Source organism: Ectopseudomonas chengduensis, from assembly GCF_900102635.1.
GTDB classification, from domain to species: Bacteria; Pseudomonadota; Gammaproteobacteria; order Pseudomonadales; family Pseudomonadaceae; genus Aquipseudomonas; species Aquipseudomonas chengduensis.
This window is the reverse complement of the sequence record NZ_FMZQ01000007.1, coordinates 215,379-237,815: the sequence shown is the minus strand read 5'-3', so window position 1 is coordinate 237,815 and position 22,437 is coordinate 215,379. Positions and strand designations below refer to the sequence as shown.

Annotated in this window: 15 protein-coding genes; 8 read left to right on the top strand and 7 right to left on the bottom strand. The window is 55.1% G+C overall.

Features of this window, described 5'->3' with window-relative positions; all coding sequences use genetic code 11:
- The first annotated feature begins 82 nt into the window (after positions 1-82).
- Positions 83-772 carry a hypothetical protein gene (locus tag BLS08_RS13700; protein WP_017362468.1) on the top strand — a complete coding sequence of 230 codons (690 nt, stop codon included), beginning with the start codon at positions 83-85 and terminating at the stop codon, positions 770-772.
- 425 nt (positions 773-1,197) lie between these two features.
- Here BLS08_RS13700 and BLS08_RS13695 read toward each other — a convergent pair whose 3' ends face one another.
- Positions 1,198-2,544: a DNA primase gene (locus BLS08_RS13695; RefSeq protein ID WP_017362467.1), complete on the bottom strand. Its 1,347-nt coding sequence runs from the start codon at positions 2,542-2,544 to the stop codon at positions 1,198-1,200.
- Between the two features lie 197 nt (positions 2,545-2,741).
- Between BLS08_RS13695 and BLS08_RS13690 the strand changes: the two genes are divergently transcribed.
- From BLS08_RS13690 to BLS08_RS13655, 7 genes are all read left to right on the top strand, one after another.
- Complete coding sequence (locus BLS08_RS13690) at positions 2,742-3,173, top strand: hypothetical protein (protein ID WP_139204228.1); 432 nt, start codon at positions 2,742-2,744, stop codon at positions 3,171-3,173.
- A 234-nt stretch (positions 3,174-3,407) separates the two neighbouring features.
- Positions 3,408-4,214, top strand: coding sequence for an NADAR family protein (locus tag BLS08_RS13680; RefSeq protein WP_196770204.1), 807 nt, complete (start codon positions 3,408-3,410; stop codon positions 4,212-4,214).
- A gap of 28 nt (positions 4,215-4,242) precedes the next feature.
- Positions 4,243-5,250: a hypothetical protein gene (locus BLS08_RS13675; RefSeq protein WP_139204227.1), complete on the top strand. Its 1,008-nt coding sequence runs from the start codon at positions 4,243-4,245 to the stop codon at positions 5,248-5,250.
- 56 nt (positions 5,251-5,306) lie between these two features.
- Positions 5,307-5,798: a hypothetical protein gene (locus BLS08_RS13670; protein ID WP_017362462.1), complete on the top strand. Its 492-nt coding sequence runs from the start codon at positions 5,307-5,309 to the stop codon at positions 5,796-5,798.
- A gap of 299 nt (positions 5,799-6,097) precedes the next feature.
- The gene (locus tag BLS08_RS13665) at positions 6,098-7,303 is read left to right on the top strand and encodes a hypothetical protein (RefSeq protein ID WP_017362461.1); all 1,206 of its coding nucleotides are present in this window, start codon (positions 6,098-6,100) and stop codon (positions 7,301-7,303) included.
- Entirely contained in the window at positions 7,293-8,279 is a 987-nt protein-coding gene (locus tag BLS08_RS13660) for a site-specific integrase (protein ID WP_017362460.1), read from the top strand. The genes BLS08_RS13665 and BLS08_RS13660 overlap by 11 nt, the downstream gene beginning before the upstream one ends.
- 9 nt (positions 8,280-8,288) lie before the next feature.
- Positions 8,289-8,918: a uracil-DNA glycosylase gene (locus tag BLS08_RS13655; RefSeq protein WP_017362459.1), complete on the top strand. Its 630-nt coding sequence runs from the start codon at positions 8,289-8,291 to the stop codon at positions 8,916-8,918.
- Positions 8,919-8,946: 28 nt separating this feature from the next.
- Here BLS08_RS13655 and BLS08_RS13650 read toward each other — a convergent pair whose 3' ends face one another.
- The 6 genes from BLS08_RS13650 to BLS08_RS13625 are packed head-to-tail and all read right to left on the bottom strand — an operon-like array spanning position 8,947 to position 22,430.
- Entirely contained in the window at positions 8,947-10,383 is a 1,437-nt protein-coding gene (locus tag BLS08_RS13650; RefSeq protein WP_017362458.1) for a hypothetical protein, read from the bottom strand.
- Positions 10,384-10,396: 13 nt separating this feature from the next.
- Positions 10,397-10,699, bottom strand: a complete 303-nt coding sequence (locus tag BLS08_RS13645; protein ID WP_017362457.1) for a hypothetical protein — start codon at positions 10,697-10,699, stop codon at positions 10,397-10,399.
- A gap of 15 nt (positions 10,700-10,714) precedes the next feature.
- Complete coding sequence (locus BLS08_RS13640) at positions 10,715-19,042, bottom strand: ADP-ribosyltransferase-containing protein (RefSeq protein WP_017362456.1); 8,328 nt, start codon at positions 19,040-19,042, stop codon at positions 10,715-10,717.
- Between the two features lie 11 nt (positions 19,043-19,053).
- Positions 19,054-19,851 (bottom strand): hypothetical protein, encoded by a 798-nt coding sequence (locus BLS08_RS13635; RefSeq protein ID WP_017362455.1) that lies wholly within the window; start codon positions 19,849-19,851, stop codon positions 19,054-19,056.
- Positions 19,852-19,863: 12 nt separating this feature from the next.
- Positions 19,864-21,453 (bottom strand): hypothetical protein, encoded by a 1,590-nt coding sequence (locus tag BLS08_RS13630; RefSeq protein ID WP_017362454.1) that lies wholly within the window; start codon positions 21,451-21,453, stop codon positions 19,864-19,866.
- Between the two features lie 11 nt (positions 21,454-21,464).
- Positions 21,465-22,430, bottom strand: a complete 966-nt coding sequence (locus BLS08_RS13625; protein ID WP_017362453.1) for a hypothetical protein — start codon at positions 22,428-22,430, stop codon at positions 21,465-21,467.
- Positions 22,431-22,437 lie beyond the last annotated feature (7 nt).

The window sequence follows — 22,437 nt, the reverse complement described above, 5'->3', positions numbered from 1 at the left end:
TAGTGATACATGGGCTGGCCTGTTCATCACTGTGGGTAGTAGATATAATGACACTATACGATAGATAGTTAGGCCGAGCCAAATGCTCTATACATCTCTCCATGTCTATGACCCGGCGCTCGATTGCATGGTCGACCGGGTGCAAATCGGCCTCGAAGACGAAACGCTTAAGGCGATCCTCGATGCTCTTGAGCGCGGACCCGGCGTGAAGCAGCTCGAAGTACTTGCTAACAACGGGGCCGGCGATGCCGTCCGTGTGGTGATGACTTGGAGCAATCCGACAGCAGGGTTCTTCTGTCGAGTCGACGGATTCCCGGCTGGCCATATCCACTACGACGAGCTGAAGGGAGCCTACGGCAAGCCCTGCGCGCCAGATGCCCGAACCCTATCCGTTTGTTTGAGCAATGAAGTTGATATCTGGAGGCGTGGGGTCTTAGACCCCGGCAATGGCATGGTTACCGTTTACACAGCACAGCGAGACCTTGCCTACCTCGGCGCTGATGCGTACCTCCTCGATGTTGACCAGGCTCATAGCCTCGACAGCATGTACCTGAAGCTGGAAAAGGGAGAGCCATCGATTTACCCACTGCGGGTGCCGTTCGAGCAGCTGCTGCAGATAAGACCTCCTGGGTTTGAAGAGGCCTCTCCGCAAAGCGCGGAACAAGAGAGCGCGATTGATAGCCTTCAGCGGCTGATATCGCAAATGCAGCAGGGAGCAAGCCTGGATGAATTGGATAAGCCAAAGACTGGGCCTGCGTCCGGCCTTCGCTGATCCTGCGGTGGTTTTACCTTTAGCCGATTGAATGAAGGAGATGTGAATGAAGCGTCTGTCTGTGGTCGCCGCAAGTGTGGTGCTCTTGGTCTCTAGTGGTGCGGGTGCCTATGATCTCGGCGGCTTGACCGGTGGAGGCTCTACAGCTGGTGGGGGAGGGGTTTCGGCCGGTATGCCGGCCGAACCTTCGTGCGCTCAAGTAATTTGTCTCTCACCACAAAATGGGATGCCGCCTCCGCCTTCCTGTATCGCGGTACGCGCTCCCTACTTTGCGATACGGGTTTTCAGTCCCTACTACAATTCAAGCGCTACCGCTCAAGCGCGACGCGCATTCCTGATGACTTGTACTACAGCTAGGCCCATGGACATCAATACGATCACAAACAAGTACGGCGAGCTGTACTCGGACCCGATGGTCTATTGACCTACATTCTCAGCGCTGCCCGGATCATCTTCGCTGCGCTCCTGTCGTAGGGGCGCTCTCTTAAGGTCTGAATCCCTTCCTCAACCGATAACTTCCTTCGCCATTGAGGCCACTGCCTCGTGAGCTGTTGAAATTCGGCATCGAGTAAAGGGCCGTGTGATTTCACAAAGGCCAGCATCATTTGGCAATCGCTATCGCCGCCCAGGCCAAGCTTCAGTTTGGATAACGCGGTCAGCTCACGCATCCCTTTCCCTTGAGCTTGGGAGCGCTGAAGCCGCTGTGCAACCTCCGCATTATCGTCATGCCACATCCAGCGCGCTGCGAGGGCGACAAGGGGGTGCCACTCAGCAACTGCGTTATCCTGCTGGCGCTGGTATTTCCCGCTGGCGATCTGCTCACTCTTCAGTCCGGTCACTGCGCATGACTGAGCGAGAAGGGCATCCTGGAGTGCGCCACTGGCCATGTCCAGGTACTGCTCCATGGCCACCAGGTAGCAGGCTTTGTCCTCAAGCCCCAATTTATCCGGAAGGCCTTTTCGGCATAACGAATCAATGTACTGGGGAAGGGCGAGCGCATCAGCCATCAGAGCTTCGAGCGACTTTTTACCCTGCTTACGAATAAGTGAGTCGGGGTCGTCTCCATCAGGTAAAAGGACGATCCTGATATCCAGTGAGGGGTGATAGTGTTGCATGATGACGGCAAGATTACGTTCGGCCGCACTTTGTCCGGCAGCATCTCCATCGAGGCACAGCCAAATTTTTCGGACGCCCAAACCCATCAAGAGCTGCACTTGCTCACCTGTAAGCGCAGTCCCCATTGGCGCAACAGAAATCCCAAGCCCGGCCGCTGACGTTGTGATCACGTCAACGTAGCCTTCGACTACGAGTGCTTCACGACGTGCGGCAATATCAGCCTTGTGTTGGTGGAGGCCGTAAAGCAGCTGTGACTTTTGGAAGAGGGGGGTTTCAGGAGTGTTGATGTACTTCGGGGAGCCTTCCTTTTCACCAAGGAGGCGACCGCCGTATCCCACCAGCTCGCCAGCATCGTTCCGGATCGGGAAAATAAGGCGATCCCGAAACATATCGATCATTCGGTCTGAGTTCTTCAGGGTTGTGATGACACCGGCAGCCTTGCCGGCGAGGCGAACTGGGTGAGACGTAAAATGGTCAACCAGGCCCCTCCAGTTGTCAGGCGCGTAACCAACCTCAAACTGGCGAATCGAGTCCTTAGAGAAGCCGCGTTCCTTTAGGTATTGCTGCGCGGCGGGCTCCTGAAGGTGCTTCTGGAAGTAAATCCTGGCGACCGTGAGCGATTTCGTCATCAGTTCCGGCTGAGTAGGGGCAGCCATACCGTTCTCCTATAAGCTGAACAAATGACCTGTATAAAATTTGAGCGAATAAGTCGCCGCCTCAAAATGGGGTCGCTTCGCTTTTTTATCCACAGAGTTGCCCACAGAATTTGTGCATATCTCTATGTATTCTAAAGTATCATTAAACCGTGTATAATGCGTGTTATGTTACCAGAGTCCAAGGAGGAGGTGTAGCGATGGCGATGCCCGCGATTTCGAGTGATGGTGTTCAGGTTGGCCATAGCGATAGCTATCCGAATGGAGTATCCATTCTTATGGAGTCACAGCTTGCGACCGTGCTGCCCGACCTCGGGCTGGAGGGTGTTCACTTCGAGCTGTCGCTGCATGAGTTCTGTCCGGTTCTTCGCCCGGTATGCGGCGAGCGTCTCAGTGTTGAAGGCGTGGGGGAGGTGAGTGCCATTGCCGCCGGCCTGCTGGTTTCAGTGCTTTCCCTGGAATACGTGCTGGGTGGATGGGCGTCTAGCGATGGCGTGATCAACTTCTCGCGCCACCTTATGGCCCGTGAAACGCGCCGCTTGAAATTGCGACTGATCAGCAAACTGATTGCAGAGGTCGACAGCGAGGCCCACGAAGTTCGACAGGCGGTTCGCGATGCAGTTGCTGTTTAGTCTCGCAATGTTCGGCTTGGCCGTGCTAGCGCTCGTACTGCCTCTGGCCGAGGTCTCGAACTTTTCCCCGCTAATCAGGGTGGTTCTCGATGGTGTGCAGGGCGCTTTTACACTTGCATGCTTTCTTGTATCTGCCCAAGTGGCTTGTGCCTGCAGGCGGGCGAGGAATGAGACAGCCGGAATACGTCCCGTCATGATAATGAAGTGGGTTCCAGAATGCGCGTAGTGAATGGCATGACGCTCTTCTTCTCGAAAGAGGATGCGCTGTCGAACTGGCATCCATCTAATTTCGTTGTTAAGGGTGTCGAGTTCAACTGCGTCGAACAGTTCATGATGTACTGCAAGGCAAAGTTGTTCAGCGATCAGGTCGTTGCCGACTTGGTGCTGAAAGCGCAGCACCCTAAAGACCAAAAGGCGCTCGGTAGAAGGGTGGCCAACTACGACGATAGAGTTTGGTCGCAACGGCGGGAAGGCATCGTTAGGCATGGGGCATATGCGAAGTTCATGCAGAGCCCCGACGCTCAGCGCGTGTTGCTAGGGAGTAGGGGGTCGATGCTCGTCGAGGCAAGCCCCTACGACAAGATTTGGGGAGCCGGACTCTCCCAAGATGACCCCAGAATTCTGCTACCCCCTGAAACCTGGCCTGGTCTAAACCTTCTAGGGCGTTCCTTAGAAGTTGTGCGCGAGCGCATTTCGCTGGAGCTTCATGAGCAGCTCGGTGTGGAAGCTGCCAGAAAGAAGGAGGTCTTTGCGGCAAAGGTAGATGGTCTGCGGGCATTCGGCGTTCCCCCTGAAGAAGCACATTCGTTGCTAATACGTTTCAGAGGAAATGCCCTGATGGCGGCCGGCTACGCGCAGACGGCGAGTTTCTCTGTGAACATCAGCGGTGACCGGGAGGCATACAACCTCTCGGGTGCTGAAGCATTCTGCACAAACTACCAAGTAACGGACGATTATCAAATCGTGCGGCGCGAGCTATCTACTAATGATCACCAGGACTACGCCGCAGAAGGAAAGTCGGTTAAGGGTCCGCGTCTCTAATTATCACGTCGATTAAAAGGGGTGTCTCATGGATTGGAAAAATGAACTTCAAATGAAATTGGCGGGCTGGGAAAGTGCAACGGATTTTAGTGTTCGTCGCGAATATTGCTTGTCCGTGTTACGCAATGCGGGAGGTTTGAACTTAAAGGAGATTTTCGATAAGGTCATCGTTGGTGCGCCGCCGGTCTACGCATTGCAATCGGATGACTTCGGAATCTATTTCGAACTTGTTTCTCGCCTGTTGCGTAGCGAGGATAGTGAAGGTTTAAAGTACTTTTTCGGGGCGGATATAAAATCGTCCATAACGCAGGAAATCCTTACTCTTGTCGCATGCTCTAGCGTTGAAAAGCTTGAGGCTTTCATAGCCGCAGCCAAGCTATATTCGATCCCAAAGGAGTATTTGCCAGTTGCATTTGTTTCGAAAATGCTCATTACCCCTGCGGTTGTTGGTTTTTTTGAGAATCATCGAGACGACTTCACATTCGATATCTATCCCGATTATTTCGAGGGTCTATGCTGGACTTATCTGGGATGGCCAGATTACTTGCGATCCCTGAAGCTGCCGGATCGAAGCGAGGTTGAAAGAGCTATTGCGGCGGTTGGACGAACTAGCCACAGCAAGGACGTTCCCTCTGAATGGGACTTGTCGTCACTTACAGTTCTAATCGTTACCGGGAAGCTGGATGATATTGTTAGCGAGGCGTATAGAAACCTCGCGGTCGCCAAATGGCTCTCGTACACTGTGATCACAGATAATATCACTCAGTTCAATCGCACCTGGCTGATGGATATGGGGAGCGAAGGCATTGCCAAGTTGTTCGCTAGCGCGATGGAAGCTGCCCATGAGTATGATCGTGAGCAACTTTCACGGGGACTTATGGGGGTTATGATGATTCTCGGGGGTGCTGCCTATAGTGTTCAGCGTATTAGTGTTTCGCGCAGGAATATTCCTAGTTCTTTGCCATCCACAGAGCATTTACGCCGGGTGCCGGTTCGTATCCCAGTCAGTGATGATTCAAAAGCTGTCGTGCCTTAAGCAAAGTTTTTACACTGTATTCAACTCTAAGTTGTGTCTTTTGCAGGTGATGTTATATGAGCGAAACGAATCTTCGAGTAGGGAAAGGAATCCATTCGTCCCATCCGGACGATTGGGGTTGGGAAGTGTCGTCCGAGCAGACCGGTTACGCCTGGGGTACGGCCGGCTCTGAAATCGAGGCGTTCCATGATGCAGCTACGAAGCTGAACGAGGTGATAGCCAGTAAGGGCTTCGTGATGCAAGAACCGGCAGCGGAAGACGATGTGCTTGAGGTGTTGAAGTCGCCCTTGTCCATTCTCAACGACCCCAAAAAAGTAAAGACCTTTATTAGTGAACTGCTTGATGGTGAGGACATCCTCGACTTCAGTTCCTTTGAAGACTTCAAGGTCTGGCTGGATGCCTTGCTTGAATACGACCGTCGCGACAATGAAGATACGCCAGGCGGTGATGAGATTGGTTCGGAGGATTGCTTGCGCCAAGCTTATCTGGACCTTTGCAACGAGGCCAGAGCCAACGCTAACTCGAAGCCTGGAATGCGGTTGGGTTAGCGAAGCGGCAATGACTTTTTGACGGCCGGCGCGAAGCGCCGGCATGCTTTATAGCGATTACTCACTAAAATGTCTCTTTTAGTGAGTAATATGCATGAGGGGCGATAGCGCTTCGGTTCAATGGCTGATTTAAATATCGTTTTAGATCAATAGCCTATAGCGGCATGTTGCACGGCCTAGTCGGTCTGCCAGGTTAATGGCGAACGACGCAAGCCCTGTTGACCGCTGGACGAACACAGGAATCTTCGGAAGCGTCATTGAGGTGTCGCTTTCTTGGCAGGCAGAAGCCGGGGGTGTGCATGTGGATCATTAGAAAGGACGGGGTTTCCGTGCGGGAGCTTTCGCTAGAAGAGCGCGCATTGCTGCACGGGTTTTCAGCGGGGACGCTGGCGCGTCGTGAGGAAGAGCTTGCGAGCAGAATCCTGCGGTCCGTCCGCAGTGACGGCTGCTGGCTGAGTTGCGACTGCATCCGGCCGATGCCAGTCATGAATGTCGCGCTGCGCGACACGGGGACCCTGGTGCTGCGCAATAACCCCGGCGGGTCACCACATGCAGCTAACTGCCCGCTCATAAAACAGGATTCCGGGCACGACGACTCTGAACGGAAAAAACAGCCAGAGTTGGTCAGAATTTCGCCAGATTTTCCTATCACGCTTCACGTTGAATTCTCGGGGGCAGAGCCTCGCGAATCGCCACAGATTTCACGTAGCGACGCCTCTAAAACCGCTTGGTCACAAAAGAAACGAATACTCTCCCTTCTGTTCTCTTTGATCGAGAGCGCCGGCCTCCATGAATATGATCCGGCATTGCCAAAGACGGTGACCGAGCAGTACGCAAGGCTGAGAGAGGTTGCCGGCCGATATCGCCTGGCGAACTCAGTCCCCTTGCTTGGCTACTTTGGCTCCCACATCAGCAAGAAGCATCTCTATGAAATGGCGCTGAGGCTTAAGTCCGCAAGTCAGTTTGGCAAGTATCGTCGTACCGGGTTGCTTCTCGACCTGGTAGAGGGTGTGAGCGGTAGGACGATCAAGCTGCTTGACGACAAAGAGTTAGGTTTTTTCTCGCACTCTGAAAAGTCGGGAACCGCCTCTGGCCCGCTGATGGCGTTGGCCACGGTCACGACTCAAGCCCACAACTCGGGGTTCTATGAGTTAGGCACGGTGGCCGCCCTCCCCGTGCTAAGTCGACGGAACCTCCTTCCCGTCGCGGCTGACTGTGAGAGATCGCCGCTTGAAGAGATTCTTCCTTTACTCGACTGGCTTCTCAAGAAACACAGCCGCCGGGTGGTCCTGCGTCGCGAGATGCTCAACGGTGGTAACGAGGTAGAGTTGATCGGGCGCGACAGGATTGTCCGCCTTGATCTTACAGGCGAGACACTTGCGAGCAAGACGGAGCACCCTGGCGATGGGATTCTCCTGACTTTGGCGGATCAACCAATCGACATCTTCAAAAAGCGCATCGTTCGCGCGTTCCTTTCTGAGTTGGATGCCAAACATGAATTCTGATAACACCATGCCGGTCGCCAGCTTCCAAGTCCAGCCAGTTGCAAAGGTTGGCCAGGTGACGCCGGGCATGGTCGAGAACGCTATCAGGAACTTTTTCCTGGGGAAGATGGCCAGCAGCAGCAAGTTGAATATCCGCTATTCGATGGCAAGGATCGCGACGGATGCCGGCATAATTCCAGGCGATAGGCCCATCGAGTCTGTGCCGTGGCATACGTTGAATGCCTCCGCTGTTACCTCCCTCATCGACACGTGGCAAGCGCGGGAGCTGTCGAACGACACCATAAGCCTAAACGTTCAAATTATCAGGGGCTGCGCAAGGGCCTGCTTCCTTGCCGGGCTGATGCCGGCTGAACAGTTCGCGCTACTCAAGGAGATCAAGCCCCCGCGCGGTAGGAACAAACGGGGCCGTGGGCGAGCTGTTGCCTTGCGTTGGCGCGATCTTATGTTCGAAGAGTGTTTGAAAGATGAGAGGCCCCAAGGGATTCGCGATGCGGCCATCCTCGGCGTCTTTTTCGGCGTTGGACTTCGGCGTGCCGAAGTCAGTCGTATTCAGGTGGAGGACGTTGACATTGATGCGGGAGAAGTGAGGCTTAAGGTTAAAGGCGGTAACACTGTAACCAAGTACCTTTCGCCTCTGGCGGTCAGGCACCTTCACCCTTGGATCGAGGTGCGAGCTAAAAGCCTTGGCTACCGGGGGCCACTGTTCTGTCGAATCCTCAAGAACGGCAAGCTGGTCGACAAGGCAGTCAAGCCAAACGGCTTGTATTACCTGCTGGAGCAACGATCAAAACACGCTGGGTTGCCATTTCTCGTCAGGCCACACGATGCCCGGCGGACTGTGGGTACTTGGGCGCTGAGCGAGTTCGGGGAGATCGTAGCCAAGGAAGTTCTTGGTCACGCGAACCTCAGCACAACAGCCATCTATGACATGCGGGGCGACAAGATTGCCCAAGACGCACTCAGCAAGATCAAGTAGGAGCCGGGAATGAACATCGACCTCGCGACCCGTTTAATTCAAACCCTGCCCTCCTCCGCACCAGGGTTATTCAACCCCTGGATGGAGCGATGCAGCTTCGATGCTGATGGTAACGGCCCAGAGCAAAGGACTGAGCGGCTGGCCCAGCATTTGGATTGCACAGCTCGGCTGATCCTTGTCGGTGAGGCACCAGGCTACCAGGGATGTCGGTATAGCGGCGTAGGCTTTACAAGTGAGCGACTATTGATGGAGGGGGCTATTCCGCGTGTAGCCTGCAATAGCCGGCTCTCAAGCCGGAGACTACCTTTCTCGGAGCCGAGTGCAACCATCGTCTGGAAAGCGCTTTACCGCCACGGGCTTGCTGACTCGACCATCCTATGGAACGCCCTTCAGTTGCACCCGTTCAGGGCGGAGCCCTGGACCAACCGAACGCCGACGCCGGCAGAGCTGGCCTATGGAGTTCCTGCCCTCAAACTTCTGCGTGATGCCTTCCCCGAGGCCGTGCTAGTAGCGGTGGGTAGAAAGGCAGAGCAGGCACTGGCTGAGCTTGGGGTTTCTGTCGGCGCTGCTGTTCGTCATCCAGCTAATGGTGGTGCAACAGAGTTCGCCGAGGGGCTAGCACGATTGGTAACAAAGTAAGTAAGTAATAAAGTAAGTAACTAATGCTCTAGCGAAGCGCAGGTGCTGATGACGCGCGTACCGTATCCGCCATGTCCGGTGTGGTTGCCGTCGTGAGTGCGTCTATGTGGTTGATGGACGCTAGACGTGCATCGCGCGGGAAAGGGGAAACCGAGTTGGAGCCTGGTGGTGAAAATGCGGGATCGAACACTGCGATACGAGCCATCTGAGAAAGGTCTAGCGCTACCCCCATCTGCTCGGCCATAACCTTGAAGTTCTCTTGAGTCTGGATGCCCAGATGCCGATGAAGCTCTGGGGAGCGCAGATTGTTTGTGATCAAGTCGTTGATCAACTTCGATGCTCGGTGATCTGCATTTAGCTCAATGGGCTCTGTTGCCACAACATTGAGCAACTTCGTTGCGACGTTGGCAGCCGTGTCGAAGTGATGCTCGAATCTTGCCAGTTCAGGCTGCTTCGCAAAGGCTCTGTGTCCCACAATCACTTTTTCAGCCGAAGACTTAGCGAATATGTTCCGCAGGTCCGCATTATCGAGTGGCTCCAGCTCTTTCGATATCCTGTTCACCGCTTGAAAAATCTCATGCGCGGGCATGCCCCTGAAATCTTCAGCGTTCAGTGTGGCCACCACATAATCCAGCATATCCTCGGTGTTGTGCTCCAGGTCCAAGAAGCTGATGCCTCGCGTTGCTCGGGTCATAGCAAGGCCGTTTTCGAAAAACCCTTCCTGAGAGGCCATATACAGAACGACCGCTAAGTCTGAAAGCATTTCTTCGTAGGCCACCGCGTAGAGCTTCCCTGGCTCTCCCATAGCGGCAGTAGCACGCTTCTCTAAGGTCATATCACCATTGGTGCAGTGCTGAAGCTCGTGAATTAGGACTGCAACCGCAGCTTCATGAAGTGGTTGGTAAACGACCCCACTAAGCCCGGTAAGCCGAGGGATGAACGTGTGTTCGCCAACAGTTCGCGCGATGCTGCCATAGTTCTCGTAGGTATTGACGAAACAGAATGCCTGGTCAGCACCAAACAAAGGCATGCGCTTAAATGAATATGCTCTACCCTCAGTAGGTCCGTGGTTCGAGTTGAAGAAATCTGCTACCTGCTCCGGTGTTGGGGCGTCGATACGAGCAGTCTGTGCAACCATGTTCACCGTTCGCTCATACTCTCGTTCAGGAAGATTCTTGAGGAAGGCGAGCAGGTTAGGGGAATTGGTCGAGATGACCTTGATGTTGGGGCTACCAGGAGCAGCAAGTGCTTGCTGAAGCTGGCTCACTGCATCCAACTCTACCGTCATCTTTGCCAGGCTTGAAGCACGGCTCACCTCAGCAACTTCTCCATGCGCAGCTCCAGCAGTTGTGCCGGCGATCAGGGCAGCTAGAACGGGAGCAACCAATTTCGGGAGAAGTCCGGACGGCTGCTTGGTATGTACGTGTGTCGTGCCGTTTGAGAGAAATGCTTGAAGGTTGAGCATTGTCTGCCCTTCCCTACTTCACAATCGGCATATGGGCCTGAACAGTTGCTCCGTCCTTGCCTTGGTAAATCACATAGAGGCCAGAGGACCGGATGTGAGGCAGGCACTCTTGGTCAACTGACTTCAGAATCAGACGCCCCTCGCGGCCGGCGATTACGAGATCGATGAACCCGCCCTCTTTCGCCTCTTCCTGAACTGTAGCTGTATCGCTGAGTGGCCAAACCCGGTCCAGCCACAACAAGGCGCAGGATTCTCCATCCTCATGAGGACCGACGTGCAGCAGGTATTCTGTGAACTCTAGATCAGTGGCAGGCATGTGAATTCCTTGTGGTCAGAGGCCAGGGTTGTTGCGGTTGGCGGCACGGGATAGCTGCACTTGCTCAAGGGCATCGATGTCCGCGTAGTCATAAACAGGGATGGAATCACTTTCGGCGCGTATCAGCTTGTCGGTGTGACCAAGAATGCTGATACGCGATTCATCGAAAACAACGAAATTGCAGGAGGACCCATCGGTCTTTCGGGTGATGCCGTCGGCGTAGCGCACGCCCTGGATTCCATGAGTAAGCATCCACTGAGTCGCTTGTTGCTCAGCTGATTCGGTAGCAGCCAAATAGATCGATTCACGCCCACTCAGCGCAGCAAGTAGATGCTCTCCCTTAGCGTTGTTCGCCACCTGGCGGGCGATATGGTCGCGCATCTCAACCGGCAGTGACGCATCCTGGATAATTGCATTGAATGCTGTTTTCACGAGGCTGGATTGCTGGCTAAGCGGGGCCTCAAGAACCAGGTACTCATCAGGTTTGATACTGACTTCGACCATGTAAAGATTGCCTGCGCCAATCGGAGCATGTAGGCGCAAATCAGGGTAGTGAGCAACCAGATGCTTAACATCTAGTGCCCGTTCTATTGCTCGCTCGACATCTCTATGGCGCGCTACGAGGTATCCGTCACCGGGATAACGATTCAGCTCGCGCTCGATTCGAGAAAGCTCATCAGAAAGGGGCTGAACCTCAGAAAGGGAGGTCAGACGTTCTGCCAAAACGCTATTCAGCTGCGCCTCGCTCATTCCAGGGCGAAGGTGCCAATGCAAGGCGCATTCAATCTCATGAAAGCCACGGGCCAGTGCCTTGTCATCGCTGGAGAGAATTCTCCGGAGATCGCGGGCTCCGCCTGCCGGCAGAAGGGTATACCTGTCCACGCTGTGCGCGTTCACGTTCAGCATACCCTCGGTCAGGTGTTTCGCTACAGCCTGCAACTGGAAATCGAGTTGTGCGATACGCTCGGCGGCGTGCGCGGGGTCGTCTTGTTGGAGAATCGCGACCTGACGAAGCAGCCGTTCGGCCTCTGGGAGAGCTTCTGGATTGAGGTCTGTCTGGGCAAGTAAACCTGGCAACACTGCCTCTGTCAGCTGCCGAACATTGGGGAAAAGCTCATTTTCATACCAAACCATGGAGCGGTGGTGTGCGGTCTGGTACTGCTTAGCAACCATCTTGGATTGGGCGAAATACAGACCGTAACCGAACGCTTGGGCCCCTTCGCCAGTGCCTACATGGTCAAGGGAGAACTGATCCACGTCATGACGTGTTCCATGGTATGCCAGGTGAAACCGCGTTGAGCTTGAAGCCCATTGTTCCAACTCGTTGGCCATTTTGATGCTGGCTTTATCCCAAAGAACTAGGTGCTCTTCGTCTCTGATACCAACAAACCCGGCAGCCAATAGCGCCTGTTCGGCGGTATGGGGCGTGGAACTCTTCTGAGCGAGCGCCTGGAATGCTTGCGCACCGGTCATGCCCCTGCATTCTGGTAGGGCGTGAATAATGCGGTCTGTCTGTTCAGGCGTAAGCGCCCTGCCCCATGCAAGCGTGTTCTCCTCAGACGGTGAAGCCCACTGGGCAAGAACCTGCTTACAGGACCTGCTATTTGCAAGCGCCGACTGGGTTTGATGAACAAGCCGTTGGGAGACTTTGCGTTGGCTTTTGAGCCATTCGAGACGTGAGCGAAGGTCATTGATCTGGGCTTCTGCACGCTCCATGACCTCTGCTGCCGCACCATCAAGCCTGGCTTGTAGGTCTACCAGACTTCCCCCCAGATGTACGCCCGGAAGATCGGTAATTGAAAATGCGGCACCAGTCCCCTGCTGAAGCTGCAGGGTTTCGAGTTGTCGCGACATGCCGCTTATCGCCGGGCCAATGTGAACAATATCGAACTGAGCGCCTGGGGCCCCTGCAAAGGATAGGTTTCGGCCAGCACCCGCAATCACGTCTTTGCCAACATGACGGATGCGGCGCATCAGCGCCGCCATCGCACCGGTCTCGATGAAAACATCTGTGAGTGGCTCGCCGAGAACTTCCTGCTCCAGATCGCTAATGAGGTCATGGAGATCATTCAGTGGCTCAACGAGTTCGTCCAGCTGAGCCTTCTTCTCTATGCTCGGTCCGTTTGCTCGTAGCGCGGCCGCCTTTGCAAGGAGTTCATCACGCTGAATTTGAGCCTGGTCCAGTTCAGCTTTTTTCAACCCCGCAGCCGTGGGCACTATCCGCTTTGGCAAAGAGTCAAACCACGCTGCGCCATCAGGCGTCAGCATGCCGAAATCAATGCTCGATTCAGGATGCCGGCGCTGAAGCTGCTGGATCAACTGGGTCGCGTAACCCTGCCGGCGAAACTTGTCCTCGACCTCAATCATCTGGATAGAGGGTCGGCCGTCCAAGATTGAATAGTCGATACGGCCTACAGTCTCACCACCAACACGAGCTTCAAGCGTCAAATCAAGCTGTCTACCATTTGTGCCATTGAGGCTTTCGACGAACGAAATCGATGGCTGTCGCGCACCTGTGACGATGATGTCACCGTCAGGCACAGATTGGGTGACTGAGGGAGATATCAACCGCCGCTCTTCTTCGGTCAGTTTGATTCTGGCCTGGGTATTGCGAGCTTCCACCTCACCGGCTAACCGCAGGTAACGTTCGGTCGGAGAGAGGGCATTGTCGCGAGTTTCCCTGTACGCAAGCTCCAAGTCAGCCGTGGAGTTGTAGGTCGCCAGGGAAACAGCTCCTCCGATTGGCTGCCGCCCTATCAAGGCTTCGAACAATGAGAGCGCAGACGCTGGTACGACTGCGGCCTGTGATTGTTCGGTCAGGCGACGCAGTGTCAGAGCGTCTTTCCATTCTTGAACTTGCTCTGGCGTGGCTTTGCTTTCTTCTTCGTCAGGGTCACCACCGCGAGCAAAGCCTTCGACTTCCTGAATTGCATGCTGAATCTCGTGAAGAATCGCGGACTTCGCCACTTCAGGGTCGGCAACAAACCCCATCCTAATGGTCCTGACAAAGCCGTTGCCGCTTGAAACGAACTCTGCGTCGCCTATACGAATGGAGTCATCGATCACGAAGTCGATATCGGCCACCCAAGGGTATGCCTGGAATAGGCGTGGGTGATCCAGGATGTCACCAATCGTCAGGATTCCAGACGGGTAACGTAGATCGCGGCTGGTTCTGGCGAGCTGCCATTCGTTGATACGCTGGGTCAGAAGGCTATGTGGATACTTGACAACAAAGTCCTTCGATCTGATCCACTCGCCGCCATTGGCATCGCGGAGTTCCCATACATCCGGCTCACCCCAAAGCTTGATGCGGGCATCGCTATCGTCGATCTCGAAGCGCCATTTACCGTCAACCCCTTGGAACCAACCAGTTTCCTGGCGTACGTCTTCAACATGATGACCATCAGCAAGTCGTTTGATCGCATCGACCAGAGACGTACCGCTAGCGGTCATAGCTCGGGGGCCGGCGAAGCTGAAACGGATATCCGGATTCGTGGGATCGAACGTACCGACGTTGCCTATAGCACTTTTGATCTGCTCTGAATGCAGGGCAACGAAGAGGCTGTCGCCACCGAATTCGAATGCTATCCCATCATAGTTGCCGTCAATGACCTTACGCATGATGTCGCTACGGTCTTGATCAAACAGGTCAACGAGTGCTTGTTGTTCCCCCCCATACATCACCAAAGAATCAACATCTAACTGAAGGTCGAAAGCGTACTGCTCAAGTGTATAGGGATTTTGCAGGGACAGATAAACAGGCAGTATGTTGGCACCGCTTTCAGTCTCCGCATAGCGAGCAGCGCGAATGGCGAAATCGCCTGCCCCGCCTGGGATGTCACTACGGTCGTCAGTGAAGAAGAACCCAATCTCGTCATAACCGAATGTGCTACCAACCTTTTTGGGGTCAAACGAGTCGAAATCGCTTGCTGTGCCGTGATAAACGACCAATGGCTTGCCATCTCTGACGACTTTGCTATCAGCGAACCAGCGGCTAAAGGCCTGTTCTCGATCCAGCGCGAACTGAAATCTCGAATCAGAATCGTCAGCGAAAATGTTCCGTGGATAGAACTCGATGGCTGTGGCCGGAATGCTCAGGCGATTGCTGCTGCCAGTAACAGGGTCAACAGTATGGCGCACTGCCTCCCACTCAAGACCTACACCTTCGGCGAGCATCTTATGATCTACTGCGTTTGCATCAGCCAGGAACAGATTCCCTGTAGCTGGATCAACGATGCCGCGCAGGTCTTGGTACTTCGCTTGTTTCGCGAAAGCGAGCGCCTGGTTACGACTTGGGTTCTTCAGGACCTTGGTGGTGCCATCGCCGGTAGAAGAGTCCAGATAAAGGGTTTCGGTAGTTCTACCTGTCCCAGGGCCAACTCGGGAACCGCTGTTGATGATCCTGATCTGCCCTGGATCGAACGCGACATACTGATCGAAGGTCGAGTGGCCATCGTAGGCATTACGGACGATTAGTCCGTCATGCCCCCCATCTCTCGCCTCCTCGACGTCAAACACGATGTCGTTGTCGCCCTGGCCGTAGTAGTCGACGACATAGGGATTCTGCAACGACAAGAATGCCTTGATAACATTACTACCATAGGGGCGAGCGCCTGACTCGGTTCCAGCAAAAAAGATCGCGTCTCCCCGAAATTCAGCAAAGTCGGCTTCAGTGCCATGGAACACTGGTAGTGGAAGCCCGTTGGAATCTGCAACCTTACTGTTCCCGAACCAAGCCTCAAAGTCTTGAGCTGGAGCGTCTAGAGTGAGTTTAAAGCGGATGTCCGTACTCGATGGGTCGAAATTTCCATTGTTCCCAATGGCTGACTTGACTTGCTCGGGGCTCAGCGGAACAAGGACATCCCCCTCATCTGCCGTGTTCTTTAAGATAAGGCCGTCGTAGTTACCGGACAGAAGTTCTTCACGCAGGGGGGAATCTTCCTTGCCGATTACGCTGGCATCGATCTGAAAGTCACGTGCTGGCCGACCTGCCGCATCAACAACAAGAGGGCGCTCGATTTTCAGATACACGGGGAAAACGCCGGCTGGTTGCCCCCCGCGACTGGTCATATGCCATTGAGCTTCAGCAAAACGGCTCGCCACGTTTTTGTCGGAAGTGAAGAAGCCGGCCCAAGGGCCGTTGGGGCTGTCGAATACTGTGATTTCCGAGCCGTCTTGCCAGGCCTGGGTAGGACCGCCTTTATAAACCACGAGGGGCTTACCACCGGCATCGACCACTTTGCTGTTCCCGAACCAGCGAGCGAACGCCAATTCTTCATCAGAGGCTTTCAAGCGGAACATGATGCTCGGGTTTGCCAGGCTGTAGTCGCCATTGTTTCCGACAGCACTTTTGATCTGGTCAGGCTCGAACACAGCAATAACGTTTTGCCCGTCAAACTCGGTGCTAAAGCCAAGTGCCTTCTGCTCAGCTCTCAGCGTGGCAAGGCTTTCTTCTAGGCGCATGCGCTTGGCAGTATATGGCTGGCGCTCACTGCGAGGGACCGAGTACTCCTCTTCCTTGGCCCGCTCTACAGCGGCTGCATAGATGCCGATTTCAACTTCCAGCTCTCCGTTAAAAGTTCTGGTGAAGCCGATGCTGTCGTAGCCCTGAGCCTTCAGCTTGGCTCGCAGGCCTTCGGTTGACCCTATGCCTTTTGGCGATTGGTCTTCGAAGCGGCGTCCCTCCGCCTCATGCATGTCTCGGAGAAAGTCATCAAACCTGTCGTAATACTTGGTCCGTTCGGCACGTAGGAAAACGGGGTAGATCGCAGCGCCTGGTCCGCTCGCGTAAATACCAGCACCTGTGTGACCTGGATTATCGGAAAACCAGATGCCTACTGTGTCCATGCTGGCCCTACGAAATTCCGTCGACTTCAGCCTATCAAAGACATCAATTTCGCCAGCATAGGTTGCGTGGTACATGACCAATGGTCGACCTTCATCATCAAGGACTTTGCTATCACCGAACCATTGCTTGAAAGCTTCAATAGGATCGTCGGGCGCACTGCGGAACTGAGCTGTGGCGTAGCGTTGGAGTACTGCTGGTGCCTCTGCATCCGGAACGACAAAGGCGGAAGCTTGCACAACACGCAATGCCTCCTGAGCACTTTGGTACTGTGTGTCGCCGATCTGTCCTTTGCCGAAGTAATTGAGCTGCCAATGGTCAGCGAACTTGGCCGAGGGAGCCAGGAAATAGAGCTTGGAGCGGTCTGGCTCTGCAGTATCATCGACCCACATAGCGAAGCCCTGGCGCTCAAACTGGTCACTTGCGGCGCGCTGCGTCTCGATGCGCCGGCCTTCGTCCAGGGTGGCAATAGCTAAGGAACGCAGCGCAGGATTCTCCGTTTGCGCTGCGAGGGTGTGGAGAGTGTCCGCCCATAGGTCAAGAGTTTCCCAGATAGCTGGGGCGTTCAGTGCGCTCATGCTGTAGATGAACGCCAATGCATCCTCTGCTGGAAGATCAGATAAGTGCCGCTGGCGCTCTTCAGTAGTCGCAAGGAACAGGGTGTCGAGCAGAGATTGGTCCAAGCGGTCGATCCATGAAGGATCAACTGAAACGTCTTGCAGGACTTCCTTCCCGTAGTAGTCGACTGCTTGGCGCGCAAGGGTGGCCATATCGAAGGGATTGAGTCGGAAGTCATCGAGCAGGCCGGCTTGGTCAAGCCAGCGGCACGTATCCGTGCGGAAGAGCCAGGTGCGGAGCTGTTGCAACACCTCATTGCCAAGGGCATGTCCGCCCTCGCCGCCTTCAACCGCTTGGCGTTCATTCGCTACGCGCTCAACCAGATACGCGAGCCGCTCACTGGGAATCTGGTGGTTTTCAGTGGACCTCGGCACTCGCATTGCGGCCCAGGTAGCGTAGGTGTCGCCGGCTTGGAGTAGCTTATCGAACTGACGACATAGGCGGCCGTAGTCGTCACCAAGCATGCTGGCAAGGCCTGCGTGCTCACCGACCTCATGAAGAAACAAGCCGACGGTTTTGTCGCGCTCGATCCTGTTGGCCACCAGGTAGATAGTCCGGTCTGGTGTAGTAGCACCTGCGCATTGCTCAAGCTGTTCGGGGGTGAAGGTGCTAAGGAGGCCGGGCGGGAGTTGTTCTATCGAATCGACCAGTACCAGCTTGCCGGCATTGAGCAGTCCGTCAACGACCTGACCGCCGTAGTGGCGGCGGAGATCATTGGCCATAAGCTCTGCAGTGTTATCAGATGCCACCGCCCCAGAACGCATTACGTTATCGGGATACCCAGGTTTCTGCTGCTGCTTGGCGTATCGTGCGGCTGAGTCGAAAGAGGCCCGCCATAGGGCCAGAAGGCGATCATCTGGCCATCCAGTGAAAGCTTCAGGGTTAGTCGCACGCATGGCTGGGACAATCGTTTCTAGCACCTCGCTATCGCCGAGGCGAACCATCATCCAGGCGTCCACCAAATGGCGAATCTGTGGAAGGGTGTCCGTGGCAAGACCGTATTTGGAGGCCATTGACTCCATCCAGGACAGTGGCAGGCTGTCCAGGTAGCGGCGCTGCAACTGGTCTTGCTGGATACCCACCAGCGCGCCTACGCCGTCTTGTTCAACCTTGATCAGCCAGTAGCTCTCGCTGAGTGCGTCGAGAAGGTGATGGCGCACGCCAATATGCTGGGCGAGCGCCGGATGAGTCCAAAACTCTTCAGGCTCGGCGGCGAACGCAGTTGTGCTGGCCTGGTAAACCTCCCAGTCAATAGGACGCCATTCGATGTTAGGTTGGAACAGTTCGGCCAGAGTGGCTGCATGGCGAATGGGCGCTTCAACGCTGCCTGCGATGAACGCACGCATGGAATACCCATCCAGCTCATTCCCCGTGATCTGAAAAGCATGCTTGCCGTCGGCAGATGTAAGAAACTCAGCGTCAGCCCAAGGATGGTCGGCCTTCATCGGTAGCTCACGGCACGCTTCGGTCAAGGCATTGGCCAGGTCCTTGCGGCCGAGCGATGCACAGCGAGCGTTGACCCACTTCAGTGTGCGAGAACGCATCTCGACAGGCTGCGAACTAACTACCTGCAACAGCCCCTCCAGTGAAAGACGCGGGGCGAGCGTATCAGGATGCAGGTTTTGCAGATCAGGCCATGCCGACTGCATAGCAGCCAGCATGTTGAGGGGGCGCTCGCGCAGAGCGCTGCGCTGTTCCGCGTCAAGTGAATCATCCGCTCGCCAACCCAGGTCTGATAGGTCCTTGTAGGCCTGCTTCGATGGGGAAGGTAACGCGATAGCGGCCTTGGCTAAGGGGTGCCAGAAAAGCTGTTCGCCGGTCATCGGCTCAGGACGAACAAGCACGGTCGCACGCTTCAGTGAGTCGATGATGGCGGACATGACTGGAATCCTCAGTGCAGGGATGGGCCGCGAGGTTTACGGGTATTGGGACTATCAAGTTCTTCCACGGCTTCCTGAGCAGTGCGCTGGAACTTGGCGGTATCCATGCCGAGGTCTTGCAACTCACAGAGTTGTTGCTCTTGCTCATGGCGGAATGCGTTCTGTATCTGACGCAGCACGTGTACCGCTCGCTCGCCATGGATTTGGTTGCAGTCCATGTCCATAACGGCGCTTTCGATCTGCTGGCGCAGTAGTTCGGCGTAGCGCAGCGATGGCTTCATCTGCCGGCGAAAGCCGTGGATGAAATCAGCGGCATTCAGGATGTGACCGCCTTCCTGCTGGGTATAGAGCGTTACCGACTTCATGCCGCGAGTGCTGGCATGTTGGAACGCCTCGCGCATGTGAGCGCCTTCGGCGTACTCCTGGCGGGTTCCGATCCACTCCATGGTGTCCATAACTGGACCCTTCGGTGAGTTACCGGCAATCACCAGCGCCGTGCGAACGCTGTTCCAGTTGTCGGGGCTTATCTGGTACTTGTGAATGCAATCTTGGCGCGAGATGGCGGTTTGATCGTCGTTCACCTCTACCCCGATAACCTGAATCAGGCCTGCTTGCTGAAAGCGAGGATCAACAGCCATACGAAGGAAACGGTCGACCTCCTTGTTGCCGATCAGGACGTGAGCCGGGGCATCAATCGGGCAATCGACATCAGAGGACCACCCGACAACATAACCGGCCTCGACACGATCAGAGGCCATTTGAACTGGGACACCGAGACCTTGTACCTGGAGGATGATTCCATTACGCATGTTGGTTCCTTCTCAGCCCATACGCAGGGCTTTGGTGGTTCGTTGTTGCATGTCATCCGCGTCCATGTCGGGATGCGTAGCGCTAAAGGAAGATGCTTCTTGGGGTGATGTATGAAGCTGAAAGTCGTCTTGAGAGAAAGCCTGGTCGGTGACTGCCGACACCTGTTCACAGTGAGCGTTGGCAGCTTGGCTAGGACGAAGTGATGCCGGCATCGCAGAGTTGTAAGCCGCGATCATGCTGCCAATCACCTCCTCGTAGTCATTACCGTAATGGAAGACCTCGGCATTCTCTTTAAGCAGATTGACCTCCTTCCCGAGAACGTTTGGCCCCTTATTCATGAACAGGTGGCCACGAGGAACATCAAGAAAAACACGAAACTCTGCGTTGAGCTGCTCCGGGGAGCTTGATGAAGATATCGGAGAGATTCGAGCCGACAGTTTGCGATGCAGGTTGTCCTTGATCCAACGGATGTCACCCTTAATGTCGAAGCGCACATGATGCCCTTCGGGAATCAAGAGCGATTCACGCAGAGCTGCATTCATGCGCTCAGCAATGGGTGTGGCCAACGTTTGGATTGTCCCAACCAGGGTGTTGAACAGCTCGCGACGATCAGGCTCCTTGGAGAAATGAGCGACCGAAACGCCGTCCATCTTTACGTCGACCCCCTCTTCGGTCTTCTCCATCGATATCCCGGCATCGGCATAGCTACGGCCATGGTTGGGGCCTGAGATGCCATGCACTGCACGCCAGCAGGCTGACAACTGTTTAAGGTGTGCCTCGGTTGACTGGGTTGGAACTGGCGCAACAAACCACTTGTTGAACTTCTCTTCGTAGTGATTTGCCTTGAAACGAATGGAATGCGCGTTATCAGCGTCACGATCCATGATCAGCTCGTTGTGCTTGAACACACGAGGCAGATTCTGCGGATCGATCTGCAGAAACGCACTTGCCGCTTCGACAAATACGTCATGGTGGTCAAAGACGTAAGCACCGTTTTCGTCTCGCTGCCCAAGCTTGTACTGCCCGGTCTTACGCAACACCGGATATTGGTTTCTGAGCGCTTCGAGTTGCTCGTCGGTGGTGAACATGCCGCCGCTTGGGTCTAGGCCAACGGCTAGGCTACTGAGGACGGAACGTGCCCCGGTGAGGTTCTGGCGAACCGCTATCGCCTGCATACTTTCGATAGCAACTGCGAATTTGGACTCGCGGTGAATGCCGCATTGAATTGCCTTCGATAGAGCATCGCTGGCTTGAAGCGATGCGATATAACGGGCATCGACCTCGGCGTGACCGGAAAACAGCTGCATGTTGTCCCCGTCTTTGGCTGACGCGGCGTACTTCGCAGCAAGATTGGCGGCCCAGGAGCAAACGGTTTCATCGGTGATTTCAGGGAATGAGCCATGGCGTCTCAGAGAGTCCGCAGTGCTCACATAGGCGTAAATAGCAGCAGCGGTGCGGGGAGATTCTAGGGGCATGGCTGCCCACATAAGTCTCCCTCGAACATCCTTTTCTGCTCGATCAGCCAGCCAGACTTTGGCCGGGGACATAAAGACGGAAATTTCACCTTCGAAGCTTGGTCGTTTGGGGCTATTGGTGGACATCACGGGCTCCTTTACCCAAGCCTTGGCGCATGCTGGCGCTGTTCCGATGGCAGAACCTCGGTATAAGCAACTGATTCATTGACGGCACTGATAGAGCGGCGCAGTTGTTCAGCTGCACCAGGAAGTAGGCCGACAACCTGTTGCGACTGGGAAGCGCCCAGGTTGCTTGAGATTACGAGCGCACCCGTACCTTCGATCAGAGCATCCACATAAGCGCTCTGAACCTGGCCATCTCTGAAGTGAAGTGGGGGGCCAGACTCGGTTTGGTTGTGGGAGATCAACAACTGATCATCCTCACACAGACGTGGATTCGAGGCCGCCGGCAGTTGGCGGAACGCTTGGACCGCCTCTTCAAACGTACTGAATCGTTGTTCGACCGGCGTGATCTGTCCGGCCACGAATGCTTGCACCGCGAAGCCTTGCGGCTTACGCAATTGCGGGTACTGCTCTTGAAGCACGCACAGTTGTTCGGCGCATTTAGCAGCAGCGCCGTGCGCGTATGCCTGCTTGATCTCCGCGAGTCGAACGATCGCACTACTCAGTCGTTCTCGCGCGGCGACCGTGGCCATGCGCTCCATTTCTCCCGCATTGGGTACGTTAGGCTCAAACCCAAGGTCGATAGCCTTCTTGAGTGCCAAATCAACCGACAGGCCCGCGAGCATGTTGGCGTAAGTTGAGCCGTAGCTGCCTGCAACAGAAGCTTCCATACCACGCTCAACGAATTGAACAGCCAGGTTCGCAGCCCAGGACTGCACGGTTTCCTTGCGGATATCACGGCGAGCGCCAGCACTATCGAAAGAGCGACCGGCTTGCAGGCATGCATGGATGGCAGCAGCAGCACGTGCGTCATGTTCAGGCAGCGCCTTCCAGCGCAGAGCCCCTTGCACGCCAAAAGCCTCGGCCGCATGAAGAGAAGAATCGCCGGCCGGATAGATACCAATTTCGCCGGGGAACAAAGGGGTGCGCTCGTACTGCATGAAAAGG

Bases quoted from the DNA above. Each gene is read 5' to 3' on its own strand.
- BLS08_RS13660 (WP_017362460.1), top strand. From the start codon at position 7,293: ATGAATTCTGATAACACCATGCCGGTCGCCAGCTTCCAAGTCCAGCCA.
- BLS08_RS13695 (WP_017362467.1), bottom strand. From the start codon at position 2,544: ATGGCTGCCCCTACTCAGCCGGAACTGATGACGAAATCGCTCACGGTC.
- BLS08_RS13670 (WP_017362462.1), top strand. From the start codon at position 5,307: ATGAGCGAAACGAATCTTCGAGTAGGGAAAGGAATCCATTCGTCCCAT.
- BLS08_RS13635 (WP_017362455.1), bottom strand. From the start codon at position 19,851: ATGCGTAATGGAATCATCCTCCAGGTACAAGGTCTCGGTGTCCCAGTT.
- BLS08_RS13655 (WP_017362459.1), top strand. From the start codon at position 8,289: ATGAACATCGACCTCGCGACCCGTTTAATTCAAACCCTGCCCTCCTCC.
- BLS08_RS13630 (WP_017362454.1), bottom strand. From the start codon at position 21,453: ATGTCCACCAATAGCCCCAAACGACCAAGCTTCGAAGGTGAAATTTCC.
- BLS08_RS13625 (WP_017362453.1), bottom strand. From the start codon at position 22,430: ATGCAGTACGAGCGCACCCCTTTGTTCCCCGGCGAAATTGGTATCTAT.
- BLS08_RS13675 (WP_139204227.1), top strand. From the start codon at position 4,243: ATGGATTGGAAAAATGAACTTCAAATGAAATTGGCGGGCTGGGAAAGT.
- BLS08_RS13665 (WP_017362461.1), top strand. From the start codon at position 6,098: ATGTGGATCATTAGAAAGGACGGGGTTTCCGTGCGGGAGCTTTCGCTA.
- BLS08_RS13645 (WP_017362457.1), bottom strand. From the start codon at position 10,699: ATGCCTGCCACTGATCTAGAGTTCACAGAATACCTGCTGCACGTCGGT.
- BLS08_RS13640 (WP_017362456.1), bottom strand. From the start codon at position 19,042: ATGTCCGCCATCATCGACTCACTGAAGCGTGCGACCGTGCTTGTTCGT.
- BLS08_RS13690 (WP_139204228.1), top strand. From the start codon at position 2,742: ATGGCGATGCCCGCGATTTCGAGTGATGGTGTTCAGGTTGGCCATAGC.
- BLS08_RS13650 (WP_017362458.1), bottom strand. From the start codon at position 10,383: ATGCTCAACCTTCAAGCATTTCTCTCAAACGGCACGACACACGTACAT.
- BLS08_RS13700 (WP_017362468.1), top strand. From the start codon at position 83: ATGCTCTATACATCTCTCCATGTCTATGACCCGGCGCTCGATTGCATG.
- BLS08_RS13680 (WP_196770204.1), top strand. From the start codon at position 3,408: ATGACGCTCTTCTTCTCGAAAGAGGATGCGCTGTCGAACTGGCATCCA.